Source organism: Methylonatrum kenyense, assembly GCF_023195885.1.
GTDB classification, from domain to species: domain Bacteria; phylum Pseudomonadota; class Gammaproteobacteria; order Nitrococcales; family Aquisalimonadaceae; genus Methylonatrum; species Methylonatrum kenyense.
In genome coordinates, this window is the sequence record NZ_JALPKO010000014.1 from 12,971 (window position 1) to 29,850 (window position 16,880).

The 16,880-nt window shown below is 60.1% G+C and carries 16 protein-coding genes and 1 pseudogene; 8 read left to right on the forward strand and 9 right to left on the reverse strand.

What is annotated here, in order from left to right:
- Positions 1–42: 42 nt before the first annotated feature.
- The 4 genes from M0534_RS12815 to M0534_RS12830 all read left to right on the forward strand — a co-directional run bounded on the left by M0534_RS12815 (position 43) and on the right by M0534_RS12830 (position 2,925).
- Positions 43–1,209, forward strand: coding sequence for a porin (locus tag M0534_RS12815; protein WP_248568834.1), 1,167 nt, complete (start codon positions 43–45; stop codon positions 1,207–1,209).
- Between the two features lie 77 nt (positions 1,210–1,286).
- Entirely contained in the window at positions 1,287–1,799 is a 513-nt protein-coding gene (locus M0534_RS12820; protein WP_248568835.1) for an AmiS/UreI family transporter, read from the forward strand.
- A gap of 88 nt (positions 1,800–1,887) precedes the next feature.
- Positions 1,888–2,373, forward strand: a complete 486-nt coding sequence (locus M0534_RS12825) for a flavin reductase family protein (protein ID WP_248568836.1) — start codon at positions 1,888–1,890, stop codon at positions 2,371–2,373.
- 66 nt (positions 2,374–2,439) lie between these two features.
- On the forward strand, positions 2,440–2,925 hold the full coding sequence (locus tag M0534_RS12830; protein WP_248568837.1) for an NADPH-dependent FMN reductase: 486 nt from the start codon (positions 2,440–2,442) through the stop codon (positions 2,923–2,925).
- Between the two features lie 450 nt (positions 2,926–3,375).
- Here M0534_RS12830 and M0534_RS12835 read toward each other — a convergent pair whose 3' ends face one another.
- Together M0534_RS12835 and M0534_RS12840 are read right to left on the reverse strand one after the other, a co-directional pair.
- Positions 3,376–5,553 (reverse strand): EAL domain-containing response regulator, encoded by a 2,178-nt coding sequence (locus M0534_RS12835; protein WP_248568838.1) that lies wholly within the window; start codon positions 5,551–5,553, stop codon positions 3,376–3,378.
- A complete protein-coding gene (locus tag M0534_RS12840; RefSeq protein WP_248568839.1) occupies positions 5,553–7,619 on the reverse strand; it encodes an HDOD domain-containing protein in 2,067 nt (688 codons plus the stop codon). Before M0534_RS12840 ends, M0534_RS12835 begins: the two co-directional genes overlap by 1 nt.
- Positions 7,620–7,883: 264 nt before the next feature.
- On the opposite strand from M0534_RS12840, the gene M0534_RS12845 reads away from it, so the two are divergent.
- Positions 7,884–9,293: a MinD/ParA family protein gene (locus M0534_RS12845; protein ID WP_248568850.1), complete on the forward strand. Its 1,410-nt coding sequence runs from the start codon at positions 7,884–7,886 to the stop codon at positions 9,291–9,293.
- 391 nt (positions 9,294–9,684) lie between these two features.
- Here the strand turns inward: M0534_RS12845 and M0534_RS12850 are convergent, their stop codons facing one another.
- Positions 9,685–10,344 carry a hypothetical protein gene (locus tag M0534_RS12850; protein WP_248568840.1) on the reverse strand — a complete coding sequence of 220 codons (660 nt, stop codon included), beginning with the start codon at positions 10,342–10,344 and terminating at the stop codon, positions 9,685–9,687.
- A gap of 229 nt (positions 10,345–10,573) precedes the next feature.
- Here M0534_RS12850 and M0534_RS12855 point away from each other — a divergent pair, with 229 nt between their 5' ends.
- On the forward strand, positions 10,574–11,011 hold the full coding sequence (locus M0534_RS12855; RefSeq protein ID WP_248568841.1) for a host attachment protein: 438 nt from the start codon (positions 10,574–10,576) through the stop codon (positions 11,009–11,011).
- A 204-nt stretch (positions 11,012–11,215) separates the two neighbouring features.
- The gene (locus tag M0534_RS12860; RefSeq protein ID WP_248568842.1) at positions 11,216–11,491 is read left to right on the forward strand and encodes a DUF4242 domain-containing protein; all 276 of its coding nucleotides are present in this window, start codon (positions 11,216–11,218) and stop codon (positions 11,489–11,491) included.
- Between the two features lie 139 nt (positions 11,492–11,630).
- Here M0534_RS12860 and M0534_RS12865 read toward each other — a convergent pair.
- The 5 genes and pseudogenes from M0534_RS12865 to M0534_RS12885 all read right to left on the reverse strand — a co-directional run.
- Positions 11,631–12,091 (reverse strand): annotated as a pseudogene (locus tag M0534_RS12865) (transposase); the annotation flags it as partial.
- Positions 12,092–12,391: 300 nt separating this feature from the next.
- Positions 12,392–12,664 carry a HigA family addiction module antitoxin gene (locus M0534_RS12870; protein ID WP_248568844.1) on the reverse strand — a complete coding sequence of 91 codons (273 nt, stop codon included), beginning with the start codon at positions 12,662–12,664 and terminating at the stop codon, positions 12,392–12,394.
- 12 nt (positions 12,665–12,676) lie between these two features.
- Positions 12,677–12,955: a type II toxin-antitoxin system RelE/ParE family toxin gene (locus M0534_RS12875; protein ID WP_248568845.1), complete on the reverse strand. Its 279-nt coding sequence runs from the start codon at positions 12,953–12,955 to the stop codon at positions 12,677–12,679.
- Between the two features lie 122 nt (positions 12,956–13,077).
- The gene (locus tag M0534_RS12880) at positions 13,078–13,836 is read right to left on the reverse strand and encodes a hypothetical protein (RefSeq protein ID WP_248568846.1); all 759 of its coding nucleotides are present in this window, start codon (positions 13,834–13,836) and stop codon (positions 13,078–13,080) included.
- Between the two features lie 330 nt (positions 13,837–14,166).
- Positions 14,167–14,607 carry a pilin gene (locus M0534_RS12885; protein ID WP_248568847.1) on the reverse strand — a complete coding sequence of 147 codons (441 nt, stop codon included), beginning with the start codon at positions 14,605–14,607 and terminating at the stop codon, positions 14,167–14,169.
- A gap of 368 nt (positions 14,608–14,975) precedes the next feature.
- Between M0534_RS12885 and M0534_RS12890 the strand changes: the two genes are divergently transcribed.
- Entirely contained in the window at positions 14,976–15,146 is a 171-nt protein-coding gene (locus M0534_RS12890; protein WP_248568848.1) for a hypothetical protein, read from the forward strand.
- A 135-nt stretch (positions 15,147–15,281) separates the two neighbouring features.
- On the opposite strand, the gene M0534_RS12895 is transcribed toward M0534_RS12890, so the two are convergent.
- The gene (locus M0534_RS12895; RefSeq protein ID WP_248568849.1) at positions 15,282–16,634 is read right to left on the reverse strand and encodes a sigma-54-dependent transcriptional regulator; all 1,353 of its coding nucleotides are present in this window, start codon (positions 16,632–16,634) and stop codon (positions 15,282–15,284) included.
- Positions 16,635–16,880 lie beyond the last annotated feature (246 nt).

Genomic DNA, 16,880 nt, shown 5'->3' on the forward strand with positions numbered 1-16,880 from the left:
ACAAATTTTAATCATTGTTAAAAGCGAGGAGCGGAAGGGGAAATGAAGACCAAAACAGGCATGCGCTTTTTGGAGGATGATCGGCGTTCCAAGCAGTTTTCGCGACCGTTAACTGCAACGGTCGGCTCCTTGGGTCTAGCGTTGACGGTTATTGCAAGTCCCACTGTGGAAGCAGGGCCAACCATTGAGATGGGCCCTAACCAGAATATGAACCTGATGTTTGCATTTCGCGGCGCTTTCACGGCTGTCGAGGACGGAGCACCGTCGGGCGACGACTACTCGAAGGACTTCACTGCCGAGAATACGAGGTTGTACATCTGGGGGGATGCGGGGGAAAGACTTGGCTACACGTTCCATGTCGAGCGCGACGCCGAGGGCAGCCTCCAGATTCTGGATGCAATCGCTCAGTTCGAGCTTTCGGATCCGATTAACATCTGGGTCGGAAGGTTCCTGCCGCCCTCTGATAGAGCCAACCTGGCTGCACCCCTTTTTCCCGTAACGTTTAACTTTCCCGCCGTCCATGCGTTTCCCTCAGAGTTTGCAGGCCGGGTTGAAGGGGCAATGTTATGGGGGAGTGATTCAGAGGGTCGGGGGAAATATTCCGTCGCTGTATCGGATGGTATCGGTTCAAGCTCGGACGGGCCGAACCAGCGAGATCGTTTAATGTATTCGGGGCGCCTCGAATACAATTTTTGGGATGGGCAGCCTGGATATTATCCGATGGCGTGGTATGACGGCGCAAAACGGATTCTCGCCTTAGGCGGCTCGGTCCGGTACCAGGAAAACGCGGCGGGAACGGCAGATGACAGCGGGGACTTCCTCGGATGGAATGTTGATTTCCGCATTGAATATCCGTTCGGTGACGGAAGTTCCTTCGATTTTGAGGCCGCATATTACGACTATGATATCGATGACATTGCCGATCCGAATTTGATCCAGGGTTCAGGGTATTATTTAAGTGCTGGATACAAGTTTCCCCAAAAAATCGGGATCGGCTTCGTAGAACCCCGCATAGATTATCAGAACTTTGATAGAAGCCGGACGAACGTTTCCGAGACTCGAGGAACCTTCGATCGGTTGGACGTCGGTTTCCGTTACCTGATTAGGGGACATAACATCCGCGTCGATGTGTTCGGCTCCAGGGAAAATCCGGGACCAAGTCAGGATCGAATCAATTCGTTCACAACACGCGTGCACTTTGTATTTTAAACGTAGGTCAGGTTTGTCGCCTTTGAATTTAAGTCACTGAACGAAAACGAACCAATATTAAGACGAGGAGAGGGGAAATGGCAGATTATGCGGGCGTTGCGCTGTTGATTATCGGTATGAACGTGTTTTTGAACGCGTTGTGGCTTCAGGGGAAGGTTCCTGGTAAGGATGTTGGCGTTTTTAATTTGCTTGCCGGGGCTACCGGGGTGGCAGCCTCGTTCTGGGCGGGTTGGCTCCACGGCAATTTTGCCATGAGTGCGGGGTTTTTGCTGTTCTCCTTCACCTTTATTTGGGTTGGTGTTAATGCTTTGCGCGAGCAGGAAGATCAAAGGGCACTCGGCTGGTATTCTTTCCTCGTCGCCCTGGTGGCCATTCCTTATGCGATAGTCAATTTCAACGCCGGATTTTACGGTTGGGCTATAGAGTGGATTATTTACGCGGTCTTGTGGTTCTTGTTCTGGGTTCTTCTTGGTCTGCAACGGAGCGCAGCTCTCAAGCCGGCTATTGCAATGGCCTATGTCACCGGGACGGTCGTTATGGTAACCGGTTACTTGTTTATCAACGGCTGGCAGGAGCCATTCTACCTGTAAAGTGAGTAATGCCTCGCTGCTTTTGTAATAACGGATGATCTGTAATACAGAGGTGGCGGGGCGGTTCATTTACCGTGAGGAAAGTATAATGAGCAATGTTAACTATGTGTCGCAGGAATCTATAAAACAGTTTGCCGGGAGTTTCCCGACGGGCGTTGCGGTTATTACGGTGGGGTCCGGTAATGGCCAATGTGTTGGGCTCACCATGAATGCGGTCACCTCGCTTTCGGTGGACCCGGCGAAATATATAATTTGCGTTGACAATAATTCAAATACGCTCGAGGAGATTCGGAAGCAGGGGCGATTCTGTATCAACTTTCTTTCTTCCGATCAGAAGGATGTGGCGATGCTTTTTGCGAGCAAGTCAGCGGAGAAGGGGGAGAAGGTCGACTTCATGCTCAGTGAGCTCGGCAACCCCTTGATCAACGGTGCCCATGCTCATGGCGAATGTTCTGTGGAAGAGTATGTCAACGGCGGGGACCATACGATTATCGTTGGTGGTGTAGAGCGTGTCGACGTGTTCGAGAATGGACCACTTCTTTATTATAGAGGAAAATTCTCGGATCTTTCCTGAAACTAAGTGTTTTTAAGATCACCAGGGGTATGTTTTGCCCAAAATATATTTAATGAGATGTGCGAGATGAAAACGGTAATTGTTGTCGGGAATCCGAAGGCGCAATCAAAAACGGCCAGTGCTGCAATGGCCTTGGCGGCGGCGTTGGGTATTAGTGATGATGAGATTACGCTGTATGATCTTCCTGCGTTGGGCGTTGATCTCCTTGAGTGGGGTAACTCGAAGGTGGATGCTGCAGTAAAGGAATGCGCTGACGCGGACCTGCTTGTGGTGGCCAGTCCTACTTATAAGGGTTCCTTTACCGGTCTTACAAAGCTGTTTTTGGATTGCATGCCGTACAAGGGGCTTTCTGGGGTTATGGCGATACCGCTGATGTTGGGCGCGAACGAGAGGCATGCAATGGCGGTGGAAATGCACCTTAAGAGCGTCCTTGTTGAATTGGGTGCTGCGTGTCCGACCGAGGGCCTTTATATATTGGAAAAGCAGTTCGATGAGAAGGAAATTTATTCTGATTTTTATGAGAAATGGAAATCGTTCTTGAGGAAACACTGATTTATTTCCGCGTCTGCGCCGGGGATCGATTTTGATCATCTGGCGAGGCGCGGCGCCGGTTCGGTAGCCGTGGAGCTACCGGGCCGGTGACGCAACGCCGCCAGGGGCCAAAACCGGCCGGGCCCTTGGGCAGGGGTGTGAATCGAGCAGCGTTTTCCTAACCGTTTCCTTAACGGTTGGTTAACTGTATTGAGCACACCTGGCGGATGGTCAGGTAAGTGTTTGGAAAGGCAGGTGCCAGTTTCCTTTCTGGTTTTGCCAGGGCATTAATGGACCAGTCTGGCTAGAGACTTCTTCAGCTGGTCCATTCTTTTTATTCAGGATTGTTCGATATCTGGCTTCGAGTCCTTCGGATCGGGCCGCATTTTTCCCCGCTGCCGTGTCTCGCGCCGAAGAGCGCGGTGCGCTGCACCGTAACCAGAACCGAGGATAGGGGTTTTCCAAGGTCGCTTAACGGCTTGGCCGGTCGTGTTGGCAAAGTCTGTCAAGCGGGCGAGGGTGGCCGAACAAGTAACCCTGCATTAGCTGACAGCCCGCGCGACCCAGGTATTCGCGTTGCGGCGGTGTCTCCACGCCTTCTGCAACAAGGTTCATGCGTAGCCCGTGGCCAATCGCGACAATGGCGTTGACGATGCTGGTTTCCTCGGAATCCGTACCGCTGCCATTGCCGATGGCATGGGTGAAGCTGCGGTCGATCTTCAGTGTTTGTACCGGCAGTTTTTGCAGGTAGGCCATGCAGGAATAGCCTGTGCCGAAATCGTCGATTGCAATCCTGATGCCGCGCCTGGTTAATGCCTTGAGCTTACGCACCGTCTCGTCGTTGTCACTCATCAGCAGGCTTTCGGTGATTTCCAGATCCAGCATGTCGTGCGAGAACCCTGTCTCGTGCACGATTTCCAGCACCGAATCCACGAAATCTTCCCGTTCCACCAGGATCGGCGACAGGTTCACACCCAGCCGCAGCCTGCTGCCCTGCTCGTGCAGGGCCTGCATTTCGGTGGTGGCAAGCCGCAGGCTTGCCCGGTCGAGCTGCACGATCAGGCGGGTTTCTTCGGCCAGCGGGATGAAATCGGCGGGCGGAATCAGTCCCCGTTCCGGATGCTGCCAGCGCACCAGCGCCTCGACTCCGACAATGCGCTGACTGATGCCCTCGACCTGCGGCTGATACAGCAACTGGAATTCATTGTTTTCCAGCGCCCGTCGCAGACCCTGCTCCAGTTCCAGGCGTTGTGGGGTCGGGCCCATGTCGGGTGCGAACACGCGCACACCGTTGCGGCTGACCACCTTTTCCCTGTACATCGCGATATCCGCGTTGCGGATCAGGGCATCCAGCGTGTCTCCACCCCGCGGGTAGACGGCAATGCCGATGCTGGCACCGACGATTAGCTCGTGCTCGGCGACCTTAAACGGCGCCTCCAGGCTGTCCTGAATCTTGTTCGCCACCTGCACAGCCGCACTCTCGTCCTGCAACTCGGTCAGCAACAGGGTGAATTCGTCGCCGCCGAAGCGGGACAGCGTGTCACCCTTGCGGATGCAGCCCTGCAGCCGTTCCGCCACCAGTTGCAGCAGGCGGTCGCCCATGGTGTGGCCCAGCGAGTCGTTGATCACCTTGAATCGGTCCAGATCGATGAACAGCACGCCGATGTGCGAGTCGTTGCGGTTGGCGTGGGCGATGGCGACCTCGACCCGGTCCTTGAACAGGGCCCGGTTCGGTAGACGGGTCAGCAGGTCATGGTAGGCCTGGAAATTGATGAAGGCCTCGGATTCCTTGCGTTCGGTGACGTCCCGGGCGGTGCCGTAAACCAGTGACTGGTCGCCATCGGTTCCATCCTCATGACCGGCCGGCGGCGTCGGCCAGACCGCCACCTCGAAGTGCAGGGCGCGCCCGGCATCGGCGCTTTGAAGCTGCAGTTCTGCGGAACGCACCTCGCTGTGCGGGCTGATGGCCTGTTCCAGAAAGTAGCTTGCCTTCTCGTGTTCGTCGGGATGAACGATGTCGAGAAACGGCTGGCCGAGCAGGGCCCGCCGGTCGTGACCCAGCAGGTCACCGATGCGCGGATTCAAGAACCGGAAGCGGCCGGACGGGTCCAGCACGAACACGATATCCGGGGAATTGTTGACGATCAGCCGGTGTAGCCGTTCCGAGCGTTCCAGCCGTCGCCGCATCAGGTGGTTGCTGTCGGCCAGCGACTTTCTCTGCAACGCGTTGCCGACCCGGGCCAGCAGTTCCTCCGGGCGATAGGGCTTCTTCAGGTAGTCATCGGCCCCGTGATGCAGCGCATCGGTCACGTCGTCAGCGGAATTCTGGCCGCTGACCACGACCGTCAGCACCTGCAGTTTCCGGTCACGGATAAAGCGCAACACGTCCAGGCCGTCCACGTCCGGCATGCGCAGGTCGAGCAGCAGCAGGTCGTAGGCGTTGCGTGCCAGGTGCTCGATTGCCGACTGTCCGCCGGTGGCGCAATCCACCGGAAAGCCCTGCGTGCTGAGCAGCGTCCGCATGCTCTCCAGATGAGCAGGGTCGTCATCGGCGAGCAGGATGCGGACCGCCGCCAGATCCTGCGTCGAACGATCAGGACTGCCGCCGATTTCGCCCTGTAGCGGGCGTGCCGCTGCGTCGTCAGCCATCAGTCATCTTCTTCGATTGGCAGCAGCAATTCGAACCGGGTGCCGTTGCCGCTGCTTTGCACAGTCATCGTGCCCTGCATCTCGTCGACCAGCCGCTTGGCAATGCTCAGCCCCAGGCCGTTGCCGTCCTTTTTGCCCGATCTGACCGGGGAAAACCGTGCATCGCGCACATCCCGGGGAAGTCCCGGACCATCATCACTGACAATAATCCGCCATTGTCCGGTGCCCTCATCCGGCGCCATGGTCTCGGCAATGAGTTCGATCCGGCCGCCACCGTCCAGGGCCTCGGCGGCATTCTTCAGCAGATTGGTCAGCACCTGTTGCAGTGGGTCTGCCTGCCGTCGGAGTCTGGGCAGGTCGGCGTCTATCCGGCTATCCAGCTGTATGCCGCGGGGCTGGCAAAGCCCGCTTTCCACCCGCGTGGTCAGTCGCTGCAGCATGTCGGCGGCCGGTATCGCCTGGTCCGCCTCGCCGGATTGCGGATCCCGCAGGCGCAGCAGGATCCGCCCGACGCGGTCGATTTCGTTGCGGATCTGCTGCACGTGGTCCCGGGCTTGGGGGTCGTCCTGAGGGCTGGCGTGCAACACGGCCAGGTAGTTCTGAATGATGCTCAGCGGATTGCTGGCCTCGTGCAGCACCTCACGAATCTCGGACCGGTCCACGGCATCGTCGCTTCGGTCCTTTTTGCCCCGTGCATCGGGAGCGCTACGAGCCAGCTCGCGGCACAGCGACAGCAGGAACGGCATGCGGTCGGACAGCTCTGCCTGACGGGATTCGGGAATGCCCAGCACCAGCACGCCGCGTACCTGTTCGCCCTCCATCACTGGCAACCGCCAGAGCGGCTGGTCGCCCAGGCGTGTCCGAAGCTGGCGATCGACAACGGGTGGTGGCCCGTCGTTATTCGTCGCCTGGTTCGTCTGTGGCCTGGCTGCCAGCAGGCAGTCGGCAACCAGGCTGCGGCCGGCCTCGGCGCGGATGCGGAACAGCGGTTCTTCGGGTTCGTCGGCATCAAAGGCAAGCAGGGTCTCGCCATCGTCACTCAACCAGAACGGCAATGCATGCCGCAGGCCCAGGGTCAGGCTCAGGCAGCGTCGTGCGGCCTGGCTTACCTCCGCCAGTGAGCTGCTGGCGAGAAGGCTGCTGCGAAACTGATCGATGCTGCTGATATCGCGGACGCGTTCGCCCAGCGCCCGCCGGGCCTCGCCCTGAAGGTCCGCAGACCCGGCGGAATCGTCGTTGGTCGGTATGCCCAGCGACTCCGCCAGGCGCTGCACATCGTCATCGACCCGGCGACGCAGTTCCCGCACCAGCCCCTCATTCAGTCCAAACAGGCGGTCGGCCCTGGCCAGAGCCGAACCGAAACCAGCGGCCTTGTCGCTTGTTTCCGCCGCCACCAGATGCGACACCAGGTTCATCAGCCGGACCAGCGGCTGCGCATCCTGCACCGCCTCGGTGGATTCGAGCTGGAACCGCACCGGGTCGCTGATCGTCGGCGACAGCCCCCAGTCCTCCACCAGCGCGGCGCCCACCGCTGCGTAATCCTCTGCGAACTGGTTGCGTTCCGCCTCCGCCAGTGCCTGATTGTCATCGTGCAGTGCAAGCAGCGCACCGTATTCCACCGGCTGCTCGCTGAGGCGGGCGAGTTTCCCCAGTTCGAGCAGCAGTCCGCAGAGATACGCCTGCTCCGGCTGCGGGTAACGGGTGAGGTTGGCTATGACCTGGCCGAGGTTGGCGGCCAGCAGCGCGCGTCGCCACAACTGCGGCAGGAAGGCGTCCTCGAAGGTTTCGAAAAGCCGCTGGATCGCGGCGGTCATGGCGACGGTCTTGACTGCCTGCGGGCCGAGCAGCACCAACGCCCGGCCGATGGAATCGCAGGCACGGCCGCGGAAGTACATCGGGGAGTTCGCAGCTGCAAGCAGGCGGGCCGTCAGCGCATTGTCGTGCTGCACGGCCTCGGTCAGTTCGCGGAAGTCCGCGCCATTCTCCTCCTGAACCGCGTCCAGCACGCGAATCAACGCCTGTGGCAGGCTCGGAATTCTGTCGGCCAAAAGGCGCGAATCCGCCATTCCCTTTCCCTGGCACGTGCCCGGGCCAGTGGAAAAACGGGTCCGCTCTGTCGCCAAACCCGGCCCGCCCTGGCCCTGATTCTTGAATCTCCCTCCAATAAAGAGGAAAGTCCATGAATATCGGCAATTTTTTAGTTGTACGTCTTGTCGACTATACGTTGCTCGACCGATCGATGCCAGCGATTGCGGCATTTCGCCCGAGCCGTGATTTCCGGCCTGTTACCAGGAGAGGTCTTGAACACTTCGATCCCGCAACGCAACGTCCTGCTCGGCGATACCGCGAAGGGGCGGACGAGCGCATTGCAGGTCATCACGGTAACCAGTGGCAAGGGCGGTGTCGGCAAGTCCAGTCTGGCAGTGAACCTGGGCATCACGCTGGCTCGCCAGGGGCGTCGGGTCTGTATCTTTGACGCCGATGCCGGGCTCGCCAACGTCAACATCCTGCTTGGCCTGCCGCCCGAGCGGGGCCTTGACCGGGTGCTGGCCGGCGAGTGCCCGATCGAGGACGTCCTGCAGGACGGGCCACACGGCTTGCGGGTGGTCCCGGGTGCCAGCGGTATCAGCGACTGCGTGGCGCTGGATGCAGTACATCAGCGCCGACTGGTCTCCGAACTTGCGCGCATCGAGCAGGATTTCGATTACCTCTTGCTGGATACCGCGGCCGGGGTCAGCGAGACGACGCTGGATTTCGTCAGTGCCGGGCACCGTATCCTGCTGGTGATTACACCCGAGCCCACGTCCCTGACCGACGCCTTTTCGCTGCTCAAGCTCAGCCTGCGGCGGCAGGTGGTGCGCTGCGATGTCGTGGTCAACATGGTGCGCGACGGTCAGGAAGCGAGGCAGATCTACCAACGGTTCGACGCTGCCGTGCGCCGGTACCTGAACGCGGAAATGCGCATGCTCGGATTCGTGCAGCGGGACGAAAGCCTGCGTTCCGCGGTGGCCCTGCAGCGTCCGGTGGCGTTGTTCGCTGATGGCGATCCCTCGCGTCGCCCCTTCGAGCGGCTGGCGGACGGGCTGGAACAGACGCCCGCCGGGGTCGAGCGCACGCAGTCATTCAGCCGCTTCTGGTTTCGCCGCTTCATGCGTCTGCGGGATGGCGAGGCCGACGTCGCCCAGGCGGTGGAGCTTGACGCCGCGCCGCGCCGCGAACACCCGGCGTCGACTCCGGGCCCGGAGTCCGCGATCCAGACCGGCGAATCGGAGTCCGAGTCCACGGCGGATGGCCCGTCGCGGGCGGCGGTAATGGACAAGGCGGCAATGCAGGTGCATCGCCACCGGTTGCTGCAGGCGATCGAGGCGGCCGGGGATGCCGAGACGGTGAAGGCCTGTCTGCGTGAGCTGATACAGGCCGCCAGCCGGCGGTTTGGTCCGGAGGTGGCCGAAGACCTGCTGACAACGGCCGACGACGGGCTTTCGTTCTTCCCCGATCCCGAGGAGCCGATAGCGGCCCCCGATCCAGGCCCCGATTTCGCCTCGCCGGCCGCGCCGGCGGAGCGGCAGCTGAACGTGCTTGCCGAAACGCCCGAGCCGCCGGACCCGGCGTTGCCACCTCCGGAGGACTCCGCATTCGACAGCCGGCGCTTCGGTGCCCAGGAAGCGCTGGCCCGCCGCCTGCGCGAACTGGATGCGGGCACCAGTGTGATGGATTTCATCCGCCGGCTGGCGCCTTAAGGAAACGCTGATCGATTCGCACACCTGCGCCCGAGACCGGTTTTGCTCATCTGGCAAGGCGCGGCGACGTTTCGGTAGCCCCCTTACCCAAGGCAAGGTGCTTCTGACCAGAGGCGCAGGGTGGGTCAAGCGAAGCGGACCCACGCGGTGTGATCTGTTAGCGGGACAACGAAGGTTTTCGGACAAGGAAGGTTTCGGACCAGACCAGGCCGGGGCGCAGCTTGGCCGAGGTGCTCACCGAACGGCGTATGCCACGGTCGCGACGGATCACACCGCGTGCATTCGCTGCGCTTAATGCACCCTCCGCCTCGTGCTGCGGCACTGCGCAGCGCGCCTTGCCTCGGAAAAAATGCGGACGCCAACGCAGGCGTGCGAATCGATCAGCGTTTCCTTAAGGCAGTTCCTCGAACTCGGGTTCCGGTTCAATGGGTTCCGGTTCGATCGGTGCACGCCGCGGCGCGGGCTGGATGACCGGTCCGTCCGGGCGGGCCTCGCCGGGGAAGCCGACATCAGCCAGATCCTCCAGGAGATCCCTGGCCGTGTCCCGCGCGGCGTGGGCGAATGCAGAGTCCCGTCGTGCCGCACCGCTGGGCGATTCGCTCCAGGCCGTGGTGTAGGCGTTGTCATAGGAGCCGACGAAAACCGGGGCCTGGCTGCGCGTGTCCACAACCGTAAGGCGCGAGCGCAGGCGCACGGTCATCGAGGCGCCGATGGTCGGAGCGTTCACTTCCCGCAGGTCCAGGTCCAGCCGGTAGCGGGTCTCGCCCCGCGCCTGCTTTGCGCCGGCCTCCTCCAGCGCCTCGCTGACGTGGCGGCGGAAACGGTCATGGCGGCTGAAGTCCTCGAAATCGCGGAAGCGGATTGACGGGTCGGTATCCACCTGGCCCAGGGTGCCGCGCAGCGGGCTGTCCGATGGCAATGCCGTCATCGGTGGTGGCGGCTCCGGTTGCGGCAATTCCGGCGTCGCGCTGCAGGCGGCCAGCAGCAGGGCAGCAGCGGCGACAAGCGCGGCGCGTCGTGGCAATTCAGAAGGTGACCAATACAGCGGCATCGAGATGACCCGTTTCGGCAGCAAACGTCGCGGAATTGTACTCCAATCGGGGACACCCACGGATTTTTCCCTGACGGCCATCTCTTCTTGCTTCCGAAGCCTTGGGCGTCCGTGCGGTTGACGCGAATAACCGCGCAGACCCTGCGGTTTGACCTGGATCATGAAGCCTGTCAGCGACCTGCCTAAACTGGGCCCAGGAATGGTCTGCGGGAATGCTGGGGGTAACCACGTGGGTGACATCTGGGTTGTTGTTGCACAACAGGGGCAGGCGCGCCTTTTCCACCGCGAGAAACGTTTCAGTCCGCTGCGGGAGCTGGACACCCTGGTCCAGCCGGAGGCGCGGCTGCATGCGCAGGATCTTCAGTCCGACAGGCCCGGGCGAGCCATGAATCGGGCACGCGGTGGTCGTACGGCGCTTGAGTCGTCAAGCGACCCGAAACGTGTGGAGGCCGAGGCATTTGCCCGGCGACTGGCGGAGCGCTTGCATGAAGGACGGACCGCTGGCGATTACCAGAAGCTGATCCTGGTGGCGGGGCCGGCCTTTCTCGGCCTGCTGCGCGAGGCTCTGGACGCGGAGACGCGCCGATGCGTGATGAAGGAGGTACGCAAGACCTTGCACGAGGCCAGTCCAGCCGAAATCCAGGCCACCGTGGATGCGGAGGACTAGCCATTATTGCGGATCACCTTTCCGGCCGCCTTGATTCCGGGAGCGCGAGGTAAAAGCCGGTTGGTTCGCGAATGTGTCTGTCCGTTACTACACTGCTATCCGTCATTGAGCCGGTTTACCGGCGCGTCGTAAGCGGCGAGTCGCTGCTGCCGTTTCCGTCAATTGGTTAAAATGCTGATGTTTTGACGCAAAGGAGGTCACGCCATGCCCAAGTATGTCATCGAGCGGAACATCCCGGGAGCCGGCGATCTTTCGGATGAGGATATTCAGGGTATTTCGCAGAAATCCTGCGGGGTGTTGAAAGAGATGGGGCCGCAAATCCAGTGGGTCGAGAGCTACGTGACGGACGATAGAATCTACTGCGTTTATGTGGCGCCGGACGAGCAGTCGGTTCGGGAGCACGCCGAGAAGGGCGGATTTCCAGCGGATCGCATCTCCGAGGTAAAACGTCGGATTGATCCCACCACGGCCGAGGGTTGATCCTCCAACGTACGGTGTATCTTAGGGCGTCTGAGGGCGCCCAGGTGTTCTGTCCGCACAAGGGAAAAAGGGGTTCGGCGGCCGCCGAACCCTCCTGGTTACCTCAGGAAATCTGAGGGTGTCCCCGATTAACCAACGGGATGGGATTCAGGTCCACGTACACCATGCACGAGAAGAGGGCCTGTTCGTCCAGCAGGGCCTGCGATTCGAACCTCCCCTCCCAGAAACGACCCGTGCGCGTTCCCTTTCCGCCTCTGTGGCGATCCCCTCTTTTTCCAGACGCTTAACCAGCAGTGGAAGGTGGTGCAATTTCTGCCAACGGCGCATCACGGCCCGGTCCGGCAAACGCTCTGCCCGGACTGCGTCGATCCGTAGCACCAGGTGGTAGTGATTGGACATGATCGCGTAGGCGCACACTTCAATGCAGAAGATGCGGGTCAGCGATGCAAGGCGGTCAAGGAACCACTGCCGGCGGTGCCCATAGTCCCGGCCGGTAACCGGATCGTGGCCGCAGAGGAAGGCGCGCCGGATGCAGCGTCCGATGCAGTGGTAGTAGGGCGTGGTTGCGGGATCGACCAATGCAGAACGTGCTCGGGTCATCTCAGCCTCCTTGCCGATGACGGACCTTTACGGGTGGGGGCGACCGCCGTGATGCTTGAAGGCAGCGCCCGTTAGAAAGCGTAGCTAATGGTAGGGAAATCGGGGACACCCACGGATTTTCATACCAAGATTCCGGATCGGTAAGCGAGCTTCGCAGTGAATCTGAGGGTGTCCCCAGCTACCTTCGCCACTTTCGCACTGGCGGGATGCGAGCGACGAAAAAGGGGCCGGCAGCTGCCGACCCCTCTTGGGTTAGACCAGGAAGTCTGAGGGTGTCCCAGTCTTACCAGACTTAGCGAATCACGCTGCGGAGCCGTGTCGCGCCTGCCATAGGTCGTAGTCGAGTTGCATGCCTGCCCACAATTCGGCGCGTCCCCCATTTTCGACCCCCAGCCACCGTTCGATGCGCAGTGCCATTGCAGGAGAAACGGCTGCATGTCCGTGCAGGACGCGAGAGAGCGCTGCGCGACTCACACCAAGTTGTCGAGCCGCTTCCGCGACACTAACGCCACGCGCCGGCAGAACATCCTCACGCAGAATCTCGCCAGGATGCGGCGGGTTATGCATGACCATGGAATCGTCCTCCTAGTGGTAATCCCGATAATCAACCAGGCCGGCATTCGCCCCGTCGAATCTGAAAGTCAGTCGCCAGTTCCCGGACACGCGAATTGCCCAGTGGCCTGCCATGTCGCCCTGCAAGGCGTGAAGAAACCAGCCCGGAATATTCATGTCATCCGCACTTTGTGCGCGATCGAGGGCAGCCAGTTGCCGGGAGAGCTTGCGCGCATGATCGGCATTGATTCCAGCCTTCGAGCCCGTCTCGAAAAATCGACGCAGTCCCTTGTGTCGGAAATCAACAATCACTTTCCGACCGTATAGCGATACGATACACCTGTCAATCGGGGGGGCGGCGAAAGAAAAGGGGCCGGCGGCTGCCGACCCCTTCTTTGGGTTAGGTCAGGAAATCTGAGGGTGTCCCAGACTTATCATCCGTCTTCCGTTTTCGGGACCATTCGTCCCTGAAGGTTAAGAAACCCTGCCGCGAGCAGGGTCGCTGCCAGCAGCTCCAAGGATTCCTCGAACAGATGATCCGTCAGTAGATAGCCGAGGGTGTGCGAGTACGTCTCCGAGGCCTCTTTCCACAGCTCCATTCGAGTCAGTGCTTCGGACCATGCCGGCAGGTCCGCAAGCTCCCATCGATCAATTACCCAGTGGCCTAACCGCTCTTGCCAGTCACCCAGGCTTCGGAGTGCCGAGGAAAAGCCCGCAAGGCCGTATAGCAGGTAACCCATGGTCAAGAGTTGGAGGCCCGTATCCTGCAAAATTCCGCGGAGCCAGAAATACAGAAATCCAGATGCCATCATCGTCGCGAGTAGACTGTAAAAGGACAACTCCCAGGTAACCCGGTACGTTCGGGGAATATCGTTCTCCGGCATACCGAATAGAATCGGGAAGTAGTGATCTACGACAACATGCCTGAGGTTCAGCGAATCCTCGATCAGCATCAGAAACAGACCCACAGTCAGTAGGCCGGCAAACGCGTAGGCGGTGCGAGCGCCTGCGAGCCGATAACGCCAGGAGGCGGCCGCCATGGCAACGCACGCCGCGCCGATCAGCAGCCATTGCAGATTTTCTGCCGGGCTGGCCTCGCTGAACAGGGCGTACCAGAGCAGCGGCAAAGGCTGGAGCTCATTAGTCACCCACTCCTGTGCATCGTTGATGTTCAGGAAGTCGATGATGATCACGAGTGCCCACCCAACCAGCAGGTAGACCAGGCCGAAGGCGAGGGCGATTCGAGCAAGCCGTGTCATTAACGTGATGGTTTCCGATACATGGTGAGACGGATCATACCGGCTCTTTGCTAGAGGAAATGAGCAATGTCTCCGGCTTTACCGCTCTCGCCTCTGGCGGGATGCGAACAACGAAAAAAGGGGCCGGCGGTTGCCGACCCCTTGGTTTAGTTCAGGAAATCTGAGGGTGTCCCAGATTACCCTGAGGGTGTCCCAGATCCTTCCCATTTGGGTTAAATCAGAAAGTATGAATCTGTTCCAGACTAAGACTTGCCCACTAGTGCATTAACTTCCATCAGGACGACAGGCGGAAGGGAGAAATTTAGAGTCCAGTCCGTCACATTCCCACTTGCGAATCTGGCCACCAGCTGTTGATTCTTCAGCGGTCAGAGTCATTGTGTCACCAGAGTGTACGCCGCTGTTAAAAGTGATGGAGATTACTCCGTCGCCCGTAAGTATGGCACCACCAGCAGCAAAATAATTTCCCTCAAGGGCAGCGAGATTTGCGTCAATCTCAGCATCGTCACCTGCACCTGGGAGCTCATCATTTTCCGACAAGTAAACTGCGATATCCGCCCGTACACCTGATGTTGCAGACAAAGCCTCGGACGCTTGAGCCCGACCTGTATAATCCTGATAAGCCGGAATAGCAATCGCCGCCAAAATACCAATGATCGCCACCACGATCATCAGCTCAATAAGCGTAAAACCCTTCTGTCCTTTCATCGTGTTTACTCCATTAAACTGGCCCGAGAGCCTTAATTACTGGTTTCTTCTTTCTATAGCGGTACGCAGTCCGCCCACCTCTTGTGATCTACGCCTCGACTACTGCAGCCCCCGTGCCAACTCGCCGAAATCCTGTCGCATCAGGTGTTTTTGCCACTGCCTGTCGCCCTGCGGTGACGTAGAGCGGCAGCTGCCAGGGTTTTGTCCATGATGAAGGTGCCGTTTTACGGCAGTCGGCTGGTGCATTGAGCGCCCAGAGGACTGGGCTCCTGCCGTGGGTTCCCGGTTTTGTGATCCATGGCACAGTTTCTGCCCTGTCCTGCCGGTGATCGACCAATAACAAGACAACAACACGGGTGGAACGGCCCATGCGCCAGCGGGGCAGCACGCTGCTGAATACAATCCTGATTCTGCTGATTATCGCGTTGCTGGCGTCGGTGGCGGTGCCGACGTGGCAGGCCAGTCGGGCCGCGGGGCAGGTTGAGGGTGGGGTGGTAGTTGGGTTTTCGGACAAGGAAGGTTTTCGGTTTTCGGATTAAGCAATTGCGCGCGAGCGCGCTTAGCCTTGGTCCGTCGACCTTTTTTGTCCGAACACCTTTTTTGTCGTCATTCCGCTTGTCCGCGTGGATTCGCTTTGCTTAATCCACCTTACGGTGCCCGACGAAATCGTGGCGTCACTCCATCTCCAGCTTCTTTAGCTTGTAGCGCATGGCGCGGAAGCTGATGCCCAGGAGCTGGGCGGCGGCGGTCTTGTTGTTGTTGGTCTTTTCCAGTGCCTTGGTCATGACGCTGCGTTCGATGTCTTCCAGGTAGCCTTCGAGGTCGAAGTCGTCGTCCGGGTCGGGGGTGAGGGCCTGGCCGGGCAGGGTCTGGACCTGCTCGTGATCGGGCAGTTGCAGGTCCTCGGGGGTGATCTGCTCGCCCTCGCAGAGGGTCAGGGCCCGTTCCAGGATGTTTTCCAGTTCGCGCACATTGCCCGGAAACGGGTAATGGACCAGGGCGTGCAGGGCCTGCTGCGACAGGCCTGGCGCATTGTGGCCGTTGGCCAGTCCGGTGAGCACGTGTTCCACCAGCATCGGGATGTCCTGCTGGCGTTCGCGCAGGCTGGGCACATGCAGGTTGATGACATTGATGCGGTAGAACAGGTCCTGGCGGAAGCTGCCCTCGTCGACCAGCGCCGATAGATCCTTGTGGGTGGCCGAGAGGATGCGCACGTCCACCGGGATTTCCTGCTGGCTGCCCACCGGCCGCACGGCCTTTTCCTGGATCGCGCGCAGCAGCTTCACCTGCATGTGCTGCGGCAGTTCGGCGACCTCATCCAGGAACAGCGTGCCGCCGTTGGCGGCCTGGAACAGCCCTTCCTTGTTGGCGGTGGCGCCGGTGAAGCTGCCCTTCACGTGACCGAAAAACTCGCTTTCCATCAGCTCGGTGGGGATGGCACCGCAGTTGATCGGCACGAACGGTGCGGTGGCGCGCGGGCCCTTGTCGTGGATGGTGCGGGCGACCAGTTCCTTGCCGGTGCCGGATTCGCCGCTGATGTAGACCGGCGCCGTGCTGTGCGCCAGCTTCGCGATGGTGTTGCGGATGCGCTGCATGGCGGTGGATTCGCCCAGCAACGTGCGGCCCGAGCGGCGCTGCCGCCGGTCCTGCCGGCTGATGCGCATGGCATCGTTGACCAGCCGCCGCAGGATGGTCAGGTCCACCGGCTTGGGAACGAAGTCGAAGGCACCGGCCTTCAGCGCCTGCACCGCTGCCTCCATGCTGCCATGGGCAGTGATCATGGCCACCGGCAGGTCCGGATAGTGCTGCTGGATGTGGCCGACCAGGTCCAGGCCCGAACGTCCGGGCATCTGCATGTCGGTCAGGCACAGGTCGAAGTGCTGCTTCGCCAGCAGGCTTTCCGCCTCTTCCGCGGAGCCCGCACTCACGGCACCGATCTCCATGCGCTCCAGCGTCATGCAGATCAGTTCCCGGATATCCGGCTCGTCATCGACAACAAGGGTTTTGGCCGGGGAGTGTTCGGTCATGAGTGCCCTCGGTTTTTTCTGATCTTCATATTGTGGCATGAGGGACCGACTCGTTTTAGGTTTTGAGGACTGGTTTTATGTTTTAGGTGTTAAGTTTTAGGAGAGCGCGGCGATTCTTCTCGGCTTGTTGCCCGGAGCCTTGCAGTCAAAGTCGTCGTCCGGCGCCCCTCTCTCACTTAAAACGTTACACGGTGGTCTCAACCGGTCGATGCAACACCATTCTATCTGAGGCGATAGGAGGATGTT